The 11,640-nt window shown below is 42.5% G+C and carries 10 protein-coding genes; 2 read left to right on the top strand and 8 right to left on the bottom strand.

The features are described 5' to 3' along the window. The first annotated feature begins 113 nt into the window (after positions 1 to 113). The gene (locus E5S67_RS04835; RefSeq protein ID WP_172185935.1) at positions 114 to 488 is read left to right on the top strand and encodes a hypothetical protein; all 375 of its coding nucleotides are present in this window, start codon (positions 114 to 116) and stop codon (positions 486 to 488) included. 199 nt (positions 489 to 687) lie between these two features. Further along, on the top strand, positions 688 to 1,638 hold the full coding sequence (locus tag E5S67_RS04830; RefSeq protein WP_172185934.1) for an NAD-dependent epimerase/dehydratase family protein: 951 nt from the start codon (positions 688 to 690) through the stop codon (positions 1,636 to 1,638). 99 nt (positions 1,639 to 1,737) lie between these two features. Here E5S67_RS04830 and E5S67_RS04825 read toward each other — a convergent pair whose 3' ends face one another. The 8 genes from E5S67_RS04825 to E5S67_RS04790 all read right to left on the bottom strand — a co-directional run bounded on the left by E5S67_RS04825 (position 1,738) and on the right by E5S67_RS04790 (position 11,608). Next, entirely contained in the window at positions 1,738 to 2,775 is a 1,038-nt protein-coding gene (locus E5S67_RS04825; RefSeq protein ID WP_172185933.1) for an Npun_R2821/Npun_R2822 family protein, read from the bottom strand. A 158-nt stretch (positions 2,776 to 2,933) separates the two neighbouring features. Beyond that, positions 2,934 to 3,812, bottom strand: a complete 879-nt coding sequence (locus tag E5S67_RS04820; RefSeq protein WP_172185932.1) for an Npun_R2821/Npun_R2822 family protein — start codon at positions 3,810 to 3,812, stop codon at positions 2,934 to 2,936. After that, positions 3,809 to 4,783, bottom strand: coding sequence for an Npun_R2821/Npun_R2822 family protein (locus E5S67_RS04815; RefSeq protein ID WP_172185931.1), 975 nt, complete (start codon positions 4,781 to 4,783; stop codon positions 3,809 to 3,811). Before E5S67_RS04815 ends, E5S67_RS04820 begins: the two co-directional genes overlap by 4 nt. Before the next feature lie 93 nt (positions 4,784 to 4,876). Beyond that, a complete protein-coding gene (locus E5S67_RS04810; RefSeq protein ID WP_172185930.1) occupies positions 4,877 to 5,998 on the bottom strand; it encodes a formylglycine-generating enzyme family protein in 1,122 nt (373 codons plus the stop codon). An 11-nt stretch (positions 5,999 to 6,009) separates the two neighbouring features. After that, a complete protein-coding gene (locus tag E5S67_RS04805; protein ID WP_172185929.1) occupies positions 6,010 to 6,960 on the bottom strand; it encodes a glycosyltransferase family 10 domain-containing protein in 951 nt (316 codons plus the stop codon). A 116-nt stretch (positions 6,961 to 7,076) separates the two neighbouring features. Beyond that, entirely contained in the window at positions 7,077 to 8,276 is a 1,200-nt protein-coding gene (locus E5S67_RS04800; RefSeq protein WP_172185928.1) for a glycosyltransferase family 4 protein, read from the bottom strand. A gap of 84 nt (positions 8,277 to 8,360) precedes the next feature. Then, positions 8,361 to 10,364: an ABC transporter ATP-binding protein gene (locus E5S67_RS04795; RefSeq protein WP_172185927.1), complete on the bottom strand. Its 2,004-nt coding sequence runs from the start codon at positions 10,362 to 10,364 to the stop codon at positions 8,361 to 8,363. Between the two features lie 92 nt (positions 10,365 to 10,456). Continuing rightward, complete coding sequence (locus E5S67_RS04790; RefSeq protein ID WP_172185926.1) at positions 10,457 to 11,608, bottom strand: glycosyltransferase; 1,152 nt, start codon at positions 11,606 to 11,608, stop codon at positions 10,457 to 10,459. Positions 11,609 to 11,640: the final 32 nt, after the last annotated feature.

Raw genomic sequence — 11,640 nt, 5'->3', positions numbered from 1 at the left:
GAAGAGGGAAAAAGAAATAAAAATAATTCTACTTTTGCCAATTCCAAATTCCAAATTCTCAATTCCCCACTCCTAATTCCCAATTTCCAATTACCCAAATTAAGGAATTATTCGTGTATTATTTTCCAGAACCTCCCTATTTTTTAATGTCGGCTGGATTACTAGCAGGTATGGCTTCCGGCCTAGCATTTGAAGCAACTCTCAAACAAGCCGTACAACTGTGGTCTAAAAATCGTTCTACTCGCACTTTGGCTGACCTGCAAGGGCTGCAATTGCTGATACCTTTTCTGGGAATGGCTGGCGGAATTTGTGTATTTTTAGCTTCGGGGATGGAGATTTTTGCCTTCCCAAAACTACTTTGTTATGCGCTAGCTTTGCCACTGACGGTACTGACTGCCTGGCTAGTTTGGACTCAGCTAGGCAAGCTTTTGATCGAGCTAGAACGGGGAGGTTCCCAAGCGCTGGATCTGGATTCTTTTGAAGGATAAGAGTTAACTATCAACCTCTTTTGTGAGAAGCAAGGGGGTTGATAGTTATCTAGTTATCTAGGATTATCCTAATTAGAGGCTTTAGGAACCGCCGAGCAATCAGATGAAGAGAAAGAAGAGAATGACAACTTATGCAGTAATTTGTGTAAAATTTTCAAGATTTAAAATCTAAAATCTAAAATCTAAAATCTAAAATCGAATGAGTATTTTAATTGTTACGGGTGCGGCTGGATTTATTGGGTCTAACTTAGTAGAAACTCTTTTAAATCGAGGAGAAACGGTGATCGGTGTTGATGAGTTCAACGATTATTACGATCCGACCCTCAAGCGCAAGAATATTGCACGATTTGAAAAGTATCCTGGTTTTGAATTGGTGGAAGGCGATATTTTGTCTCTAAATTGGCGAGGTCTTTTATCAGAGGTTAAGGTAATATTTCATCAGGCGGCGCAAGCAGGAGTTCGTGCTAGCTGGGGCGACGGTTTTCGCAGCTATACCGAACGCAATATTAACAGCACTCAAGTATTGTTAGAAGCAGCAAAAGATGCGCCAAAATTGCAAAAGTTTGTGTATGCTTCTTCTTCTTCAATTTACGGCAATGCTGAATCTTTTCCCACGAATGAAAACGCTTGTCCGCAGCCAGTTTCTCCCTACGGAATTACGAAATTAGCCGGTGAACGTTTGTGCGGACTTTATTACAAAAATTTTGGCGTTCCGACTACTTCGCTGCGCTATTTTACTGTTTACGGGCCGAGACAGCGCCCCGATATGGCTTTTCACAAGTTTTTTAAGTCTATTTTGTTTGATGAGGCGATTTCAATTTTCGGTGACGGATTGCAAACGCGGGATTTTACGTTTATCAGCGATTGCGTTGCTGCGAATTTAGCGGCGGCTGAGGTTCCGGAAGCTGCGGGAGAAGTTTTTAATATTGGTGGGGGAAGTCGGGTAGTTTTGAGAGAAGTTATTGATACAATAGAGAGAATTGTCGATCGACCAATTCGGATTGATTTTACCGAAGCTGCTAGGGGAGACGCGCGGCACACTAGCGCGGATGTGTCTAAAGCCAATAAAATCTTAGGCTATCAGCCGCAGGTTGCTTTAGAAGAAGGTTTAAGGCGCGAATGGGAGTGGATTCAGTCTTTGTACAGTTAGATTACAGTTAGATGCTATAGCAATCCTCAATCATTTGTGAATTTCTTACTCCCTCCCCTTACCAAGGGGAGGGTTGGGGTGGGGTAAAAAATTTACGACTCATTTAGGATTGCTATATCTATCCCAAAAATTCCGCCACTTAAATTGAACATTGTTAACTTTTTGAATTCCCCAACTTTTGAGATTTCTCTGCAAGCGAACCAACAAATTTGGAGGCGCGAGTTTTGGCTGTCTTTCCGGTGAATTCAAATAGCGGTAGTGCAGAAATACCTCCCGATACGGAATCTCAACATCTTCGCCAGCACACAATTGAGTAAACTTTGCAGCCGAAATACTCATGTAGTGCAAGTAAGTCAGCCGCCGCCCTTTATCATATAAAACATCATCTATCACATCAAATTGAGAAGACCAATGATTTCCCGTTACCTGTTCGGGTTGAGCATATGCAAAGTTGTAAAAAGAGATTTTGCTGCGGGCGACTAAATAGTTAAGTAAAGATTGGTCAGCGCCCCGTAAAGACATAATTTCCGCTTCTCCTGATGTTAATTTTTCTAAAAGTTGATAGCAATTATTTCGATTTAAAACCCCGGCTTTCGACGCAAACCAACCCGCACAAAAAATATGAGATTTCAATTCGTCAAAATTTAAAATTTGAGGTAATTTTGGGGAGGACAAATCAAATATATAATTGAGGTCTGATTTGTATTGAAAATCGTTTGCTACCCAATCAAAATCATCAACCTTTTGATAAATGTAATCTAGAGAACCCATTAACAGAGTGTCTGCGTCAAAATAGATAAATTTATCAAAAGGACCGTCGAAACAACATAATTTGCGGTGCATTTCCAAACATTGAACAGGTTTCAAACCTTGAGATTGCCAAACTTTTTGAGCTTTTGCATGAGTTTTCCAAACTTGAGTTGCAAAGTCTTCCCAGAAAATGATTGAATCGGTATTTTCAAACAGGGTTACATTGTGTAGGCGGGAAATGTGCGATCGCACTTTTTTCAAGTTATCATCATAGGGAATGATGCAAACTGGAATATCTTTGGCCCCATTGACTTCGAGACTGTTCAATAAAGCGACTAAGTGGTCAAAAACAACATCGTTTGCTAGAAGATAAATGCCATCAGTCATCGGATTTTAGATTTTAGATTTTAGATTTTAGATTGAAGAATTCTACTCGTTACTAGGCTCAGTCTGGAAATCAGTTAATTTATTAGTCCGCGTGGACTTTGTTTGTGTGCTTGCGTTGCTAGAGATTTCAATCGCCGTGTGACTACAAACAATATTATTTATCCATGCCAATATCGAAATATTTTTTGCACTAAATTTTGTTTTTCCTCTTCCTCATTGAGATAACGATAATGTTTCCAAAGTTTCCAATAAGGGCTACCGGATTTAATCGGTATCCCAGCCCAGTGAAGATATTTTAACCTTTTGCCTTTGTCATAAAGAACATAATTTATTTCTTGAAAATGCTTGGAACCAGCCCAGCTTCCCGGTTCTATGGCTGAATCTTTAACAAGATTACAGCGCTTGGGAATCAGTTTAAGAATGATATAATTTAGTATAGGTTGGTCTGTGACATTTTGAGTAAAGTCAAAATATTCTCCATGCTGCGAACATTCTCGCAAAATTTCATACATTTGCGATTCTGTAATAGTTCCTTTTCTGGAAGCCCAAAAACCGCTGTTGAATACATCTTGAAGCTGGGAGTCTGTAAAGATATTTTGTTCTTTTACAAGTGGTGAAAATACATTTCGCAGTTTTTCGCTGAGGTGGTGGTAGTCGCAGCAAAAAAAGTCTACTTCTGATAGTTTGTTAAGGTTGGCTGCGATGTCTTCAAAGACGATGATATCGGTATCGATGTATAGAAATTCATCAAGCGGGCCAAACCAGGCGGCGAGTTTTCGCATTTTATTAGGCAGTGCTAAAAAGTTGCGATCGAACATTTGGCCAATTTCTTTGGTAAACTGTTCGACAAACTCCACATTTGGGAACAATCGCACCCCGTGGAGACTGCTGAGTGCGGCTGCGACTTGCTGATAATTGTCGTCGAAGGGAATCAGAAAAATTGGTACTTGACAATTGTACAGACGTATGGTGTTTAAAAGGGCGATCGCACTTTCGATCACCTTATCATTCGCAACAATATAAATACCGCGACTCATACATTTATCCTCAACCTTCTCAATACCCTTTTTAACAAATTCGGCGCAGAAACCTCAGTATAAGACTTTGGCGCTTGGGCAAAAATCGGACGCTTGGACGGTTCGCGGAGATAGCGGTAATGCAGGAACAAATCGCGATAGGGAAACTTAATATTTTCCCCCGCACAAACTCTCCGAATTAAATCCGGCGGCACACCAATATAATGAATGTAAGTAAGTCGGTTTCCCTTGTCGTACAAAATCCGATCTTGCTCTTCAAAATGTTTAGAAGTGACGCTACACCCAGTTTTTTCGCCATCCGGGAGGCTATAAGCAAAATTATAGCTATTTATCCCCGTTTTCATCACCATATAATTGAGCAACGGCTGTTCTCCCGCACCTTCATAGAGAATTTCCGCCTCGCCCGATTGCAGTTGAGCTAACAGCCATTCCCTAGTATCTTGCTCAAACAATCCTTGCTTGCTGGCGTAAAATCCAGAACAAAATATTTCCGAGTCTATCCGATTTTGCTCAAAAACTTCGAGGAGTTTTGGTGACTGAATTTTGTATACTTTAGTTGGGTCGCAAAACTGAAAATCATAAACCACAAAATCCGATGACTCTAACTTCTGAAAAACCGCATCAAGGGAATTCATCACCAAAGTATCCGCATCCATATAGATAAACTTTTCAAACGGGCCGTCGAAAGCGCAAAAGCGCCGGTGTGCGCCGTAAAGCCGAAACTTTTTGCGGTTCAAACGCTCTGGTGCGGCTGCTTGCATGAATTCGTCCCATTGCTGAATTGAGGCGCTATCTTCATAAATAAAGACCTTGGGACGGTTAACAATTTCAGTTTTAATTTGCTCTATCTGGTCGTCGAAAGGATAAATACAGACAGGAGTATTTGAGCCTAAGATAACTTCAATACTGTTGAGCAAGGCAATTAGTTGGTCGTAAACTGTATCGTTGGCTAGCGTGCAAATTCCATTCATATCTATAGTCTCGCGAAGGCGGACTTTGTTTGTGTCGTTGCGGTTTCCACCGCCGAATTATCTAAAGGTAGAAAACGGCGCGATCGTAAGAGACTAAGACGATGGAGAAACCGACGCGATCGCCACGCGAAAACCGATGCTTGAGTCGCCACTACCAGCACAATCCCAGTGACGATGAGCACTGCGGCAATCGACCGCATTATTGAGCCAGGAACCGCCACGCTGCACCCGGGGATAACTTGTGCCAGAAGCCCATGAACTTCCGTCAGTTGGTGAACCATTATAGTTCGTGTGCCACCTATCGCTGCACCACTCCCAAACATTGCCGTGGATTTCGTACAGTCCAAAGGCATTCGGGGGAAAACTACCTACATCGGTTCTTTCTCGGCGGTAAAGTCCTTTGGGGGCGTTTGCGTAGGGGCTGTTTGCGTGATAGTTGACTAAATTTGCGGTAATGGTTTCCCCAAAATGAAATGGGGTTGTTGTACTGGCACGGCAAGCGTATTCCCATTCTGCTTCACTCAAAAGACGATATGGTTTCCCGGTTTTTTGGGAGAGTTTGCCACAGAATTTGACGGCCAGATTCCACGATACATTTTCTACAGGACGTTTTTCGCCTTTGAAACTCGATGGGTTGTTTCCCTTTCCCATCACTGCTTGCCACTGTGCTTGGGTGATGGGATATTTGCCTGCAAAAAAAGCGGATACTTTTACTTGATGCTGCGGACTTTCACAACTGTCTCTACCTTCCTCTGTTGCTGGCGAACCCATCATAAATGTGCCACCGCGAATATAAACCATTTCTAGCATAACTCCTTTCCCTAAGTCTTCAGGAAAAAAGCGAGCAAAGGACTTACGGTGGCTGTTTTCTTTTCCTTCAGCATCGACGGTGATGACATCAAAGTCAAATGTAGGGAGATAGTCTTGAGGGAAAAGGGGTTTAAGCTTTAAGTCATCTCTATCTTTCAGCAGTGAATAGGCAGCTAATTTTACTTGCATCGATTCATCTTGCAGTGCCGCAATTATTAAATCTAATCCAGCTTCTCCATATTTCAGTGCTTCAGACAGTGCAGCAATTTTCACCTCGACAATCGGTGAAGCCAAACGGCTCTTAACGCCGGAAATCCCGCCTAAAACAGCCGCCGCGAATGGCACTTGAGATTCACCGCCCTTGACGGCATCGTATTCTCTGGGTTGATTTTGGTTTTCTGTCATTGCGTTATTTCCTAAGATACAAAGTTAGACAGCCAATTGAGCAAGTTTAATTCATGGAGAATGATTTGTCTGGCTTCGGCAATTTTATCCCTGGCTTCATGCCAATAATCCGCATTAGCCACAACCTCTTTAATAAATTCTACTCCTTTCTTATCCAAACTCGGCAGCCGCAGAAAACTCCCCGCCGGCAACAACTTATCCGCCGCCGAACTGCCGTAATAAATTGGCAAACACCAAGCTAACAAAGCATCCCAAAGCTTCTCGCTGACATACCAATCGTTTTCCGCATAATTTTCAATAGCTAAGTTGTAATAGTATGGCGCGACGGCGTGCCATTTATTGTTGACAGTCCCGTTACCGCGCGCCCAAGTTGGCAAGTTTCGCCCGTAAAGGTCAAAATCCAATTCTTGCGATCGCAGCAATTTGATAAAGTCTAATCTGTGGCGGTGATTGGCGGTGCGGCTAACACCTGAAGTAATCCAAGAACAGGATTTAGTTTTCGGCGGCGCAGGCATTTCATCGAGTTCTCGAAACGAGTTAGAGTGATACCAAATCGCGGGCATATAATCTGGTTTTGGTGCGAAATCGTCGGGCCCGGAAACGTAACCGCAATAAAGTTTGGCTTGTTCGTAGTTGGCTTTGGTAATTTCAATAACTTCTGGTAATGGTGGCTCGCGGATCAGGTAAATTATGCGTTCCTTGGGGACACCGCGCAATTTTTCTCGAATGTCCTTTTCTGGATTTTGGGGGCTTGGACGGCGGATTTTGTCGAGCCATGACTGCTTTTTGGGCGATCGAGGAAAGTCGAATTGATACATGAGTAAAAAGTCTGGTTCTGGGTGGTTGGCGAGCATTTGAATGTTGCCCCATTTGCCGAAGTTGTGGGGGGTTTGTTGCCACAGCCAGTCGCTTTGGTTCATGCCTGGATAGGTGGTGATTGTGCCGATGATTTTTGGGTTCATTTTTAATAATAAATCTGGTTTTCGCGTGGGCGGGGCGGGTTTATGAACTTATTAATTTTAGGCGATGATTGTTGGTAAAACCCGCCCCTACGAATTTTAAAATTATCGGATGAGGATTAATGAATGATTTGCGATCGCACTTGCTTACCCACATAACTCAAAATTCTCTCGATCCGATTTTCCCACGAAAATTGCTTGACAAAATTTAATGTTTCTGCATAACCTTCGATTTTCCTCGGATATTTGGTTAAACTATCTCGAATGCTTTGCGCGAACAGGTGCGGATTATCCGGTTCGCACCAAGTTGCTGCTATATTTCCCGATTTAAATTCCATTAAAGATGCAATCTCCGTCGCCACAATCGGAGTTCCCGATGCCATGTAATCAAAGAATTTTAAAGGAGATGTGAACGTCGCGGCCTCTGTCAAACTGTGCGGGTGAGTCAAAACATCGGCTGCTTGCAGCAAGCTAGCCAGTTGATTTTGAGGCAGGTAGCCGAGAAATTTAATGTTGTTAACTTGCTTGTCTTTGGCTAACTGTTGGTAGGCTGTTACTTGGGATAAATCACCGCCCGCGATCGCAAATTGAACCTGCGGCAATTCCTTAGCCACATCCACCAACATATCAACACCTTTAAACGGGTAAAGTCCTCCCGCATAAACTGCTAAATGCCGTCTTCCATCTCCTAATAATTGGTGTCGCCAATTCTGGGCTGCTTCTGTTTGTCTGGCGAGAAACAAATGGTTAAAACCGTTGTGCAGCTTAATTACTTTTTCGGGTGGCATCCCATTCTTAATCATGCTGTCTCGGACAGTATCTGCAACAGTTACAGCAATTTGAAATAGAGGATTGCGAACGACTTCTGGTTGAAAATTTTTGTCTTCGTGGTGGTGCTGTTCGTAGATAGCGGGAATTCGGTTTTTAATGGCAGCTTTGACAAAGTTCCAGTCGCGGGTGTGGACAATTTTAGTGGATTTAACCAGGTGAATCGGTAAATAGTATTTTGAGACGATCGTACTCGAACTCGTCCACTTGCTGTCCCAAAGGTCGATCGGCCACGGGACGGGCAAATCTGCTACTTTTAATTGTTCCTGAAGATTATAAATTTTTGCAAGTTGGTCATCCGGTTTCCTCGGTGGAAAAGGACGAAGTAAATCAACGGGATTCCAAGCATTCCATCCTTTTCGGAGGTATACCAAAACTGCTGGATAACCTAGATTTGCTGCGGCATTGGCAGAGTGCGCAACTTGAACTAAGCTCGCTACATTGGGTTGCGGCAAGATATTTCTGGTGAAAAATACATAATATTTAGACATGGTAATTGGTAATTGATAATTGGTAAATGTTGACTGTGCAGACTGTTGACTAATGACTACTGACTGCTGTCAACTGCCAACTGACTACTTTTTAACAGCCTGACGCTTAATAGTATTTTCTATAAATTCTAAAGTCGTGAAAATATTAGCAGCAGAGTGAAATGATTCTCTGATTAACTCGTCTCTTTCTTCGGGAGAGTCTACCATTTCATCTACTAGCAATTTGAGGTAAGCTATCATAGGAGTCAGGCGAGTGCGAATTTCGTAAGAACCTCTAATTAGAGCTTCATCGCGAGCGGTTTCTTCGGCAAATTGGACTGAATACAAGCGAGTGTAGTAACCTCCTTTTGCTAGCAATTCTTCGTGGGAACCCATTTCTACGACTTGTCCGCGATCGATCACGGCGATTTTGTTGGCTTTTTGGACTGTGGAGAGGCGGTGGGCGATGACTAAGGTTGTGCGATCGCAGCTCAATTTCTCGATCGCCGCTTGCACGTACCTTTCCGAAACCGTATCCAGCGAACTCGTTGCCTCATCTAAAATTAAGATTTCCGGGTTTTGCAGCAAAGCTCTAGCAATTGAAATTCTCTGACGCTGCCCTCCCGATAAGATCACGCCCCGATCGCCAATTTGAGTATCAAACCCCTCCGGCAACAGTTGGATAAACTCGTAAGCATTCGCTCCCTTCGCCGCTTCCACAATTTCTTCCTCAGTCGCTTGGGGCCTAGCGTAAGCAATATTTTCGCGCACTGAAGCATTAAACAAAAACGTATCTTGGCTAACAATACCCATCGCTTGTCTGAGACTTTTTAGCTCAAATTCGCGCAAATCCCTGCCATCGATCGAGATATGACCTTCAGTAGGATCGTAAAATCTCGGCAGTAAATCTGCCAAAGTTGACTTGCCAGAACCCGAAGTTCCTACCAAAGCCAACGTAGTGCCGTGAGGTAGAAATAAATCTACTCCTTTAAGAACTACATTTTTGTGATTCGGATAACTAAAAGATATTTTATTAAAATGAATTCCCGATCGCAAATGAGTGTAGGACACAGAACCGTTCACCATAAATGGCTTGTCGTCGCACCTCAAAAATTCATTAACCACCTCTACACTAGCCGATGTATTTGCAAATTGACTGCGCCCGCTATTCAATTGAGAAATTAAAGGAATTAACCTAAACATTACCAATAAATAGGTTAATAAAATTGTAGAAATAGACTCTATCTCATTCGCAAATATTGTGCGACCTATAAATACAATCAAAATTATAACTATTAAATTAACAACTTCGTTAATTGGGGCGATCGCCGCATAATTTACCTGAGCCTGAAAATCCGCTTGTTCTCGCCTTTGAATTAAATGCTTGATCCGCTGATACTCCCTTTCCTCGTTCCCTGTTGACTTGACCAGCCGAATCCCAGTAATGGTTTCCAGCACCCTAATCGAATAATCTTTCGACATTTCAGAAAGCAGATAGCCAAAATGCTTGGAACGGTTAATAATATATTGATTTGTCCAAGCAACTAACGACAGCAAAACTGTAGCTGTCACCGTCAGTTTCCACGAAAGAGAAAGCAGCAGACCCACAAACACCAAAACAGTGATTGAGGTAGTAAACATTCCTATCGCCGTGCCAACTGCACTAGCAGTCCGACCAATCTCTCCGCCCAATCTATTAATTAAATCCCCGACTTTAGTTTTAGAGTAAAAATCTAAATCTACTTCTAACAACAACCGCAAACCTGCTTCTCGCAAATCAAAAGTCAGAGAGCGCGTCAGAGAAGTAGCTACTAAAGTATTGATATAACTCGCAATATTTTTCAAAAAGATTGCCAGAACAATCGCGCCGGTCATCACCATTAAACGCTGATTTCCTGGCATTCCCTCAAAGGGATACATCAAAGTTTTAATTAGAGGTGGAGCGCCGCGCAGCTCGATAGCTTCCTCTAAAAAACTTAAAAGCACTGGTACAATCAGAGTAGTGCTGATACCGTTGAATAAAGCGCCAGAAAAGCCCAGAATCACGGTTAAGAGAATCCTGCCGGGATATCGTCTGGCAAATTTTAGGAGTAGCTTATTGGCAGACATGAAGCATTCCCAGCTAAACAGTACGGCATCTCAAAATATTCTTTAATAACAGCCAGTTTTTCTTCCTCCATTGAGTAGTTTTAAAATAACCTTTACATACCTGCAATTATATCTGAAAGTATCGGTTTCATTGCTTGAATACTATATTCTTTTACACATCTTTCCCGAGCTTTCATTCCTTGTAAATTAGCCACTGTAAAATTTTGAAATATCCATTTAATTTTTTGTGAAATTTGAGCGGGAGAACTCGGATCGACTAAATAACCCGTTCCCCCTAAAATTGCTGGAATATCCCCCACTCGCGTAGACAAAACAGGCTTAGCCATTGCCATGCCATCTGTCAGCTTGAGCGGAAACTGAGCCACGGCTGTGAGAGTGTCTCGCTGAGGAACAACGACAACATGAGCCCCCGCTACAACGGACGGCATCGTCTCGACTGGAAACCGTGGCAGTTTCACAATCCAACGCCCCCATTGTTTCACAAGTTTATCATCATAATCATCATAAGGACTTCCGCCGACGATAACTAATTTTAAATCGGGCTCATTTAACTGTTCCAGAGCCATCAAAACATCCTCAACACCTTTATGAGGTCGTGGTGCTCCGGGAAACATCAGAATTCTATACCCGGACAAGCCGTAACGCTGTCTGCTCAATTCAGGATTGTATTTAGCAGGGTCGAACATTGCAGTATCCTTGCCATTAGGCAAATATACACCACCAAAACGCTGTTTTAAAAACTCAGTATCAACAGTGACTGCATCAGCACGGTGGATGAGACTTTCCATCCACTTGAGATAGAGGGGATGATCGGGTTCTCTCAATTGACCGTTGTGTTTGAAAATATCTCGATAAATTTGTTTGAAAGAGGGACGGTATTGCCATTCATCTCCACTGTACCAGCTCAGTTCCCAGTCGTCTATATCTAAAATTATAGAGTGGCGATTTGCCAGTTTTTTTAGCAGCGATAAACCAAAGCTTGTAGGTTTAGGTTTGACTGCATAAATAATATCCCCATCTATTTTTTTCAAAAGTTTTTGAGCATCCATCAAAAACCCCGGATAATTTTTACCCGGTATCGCACATACCGGGATGTCTCTGGGAGGAATAGCATACAATTCCTTGCCCAACTGAAATCCAACAACTTCTACATCACATTTAAGTTCGATCAGGACTTGAGCTAAAAGAAAAGCACGAATTGCACCTCCTCCTGACAAATCGCTTACTACTAATGAAACTTTCACTGAGTATTTTGTTTAAAACATTTGTTTGATTT

The sequence above is a fragment of the Microcoleus asticus IPMA8 genome, from assembly GCF_013179805.1.
Classification (GTDB): Bacteria; Cyanobacteriota; Cyanobacteriia; order Cyanobacteriales; family Microcoleaceae; genus Microcoleus; species Microcoleus asticus.
This window is presented reverse-complemented; position numbering and strand designations above follow the sequence as displayed.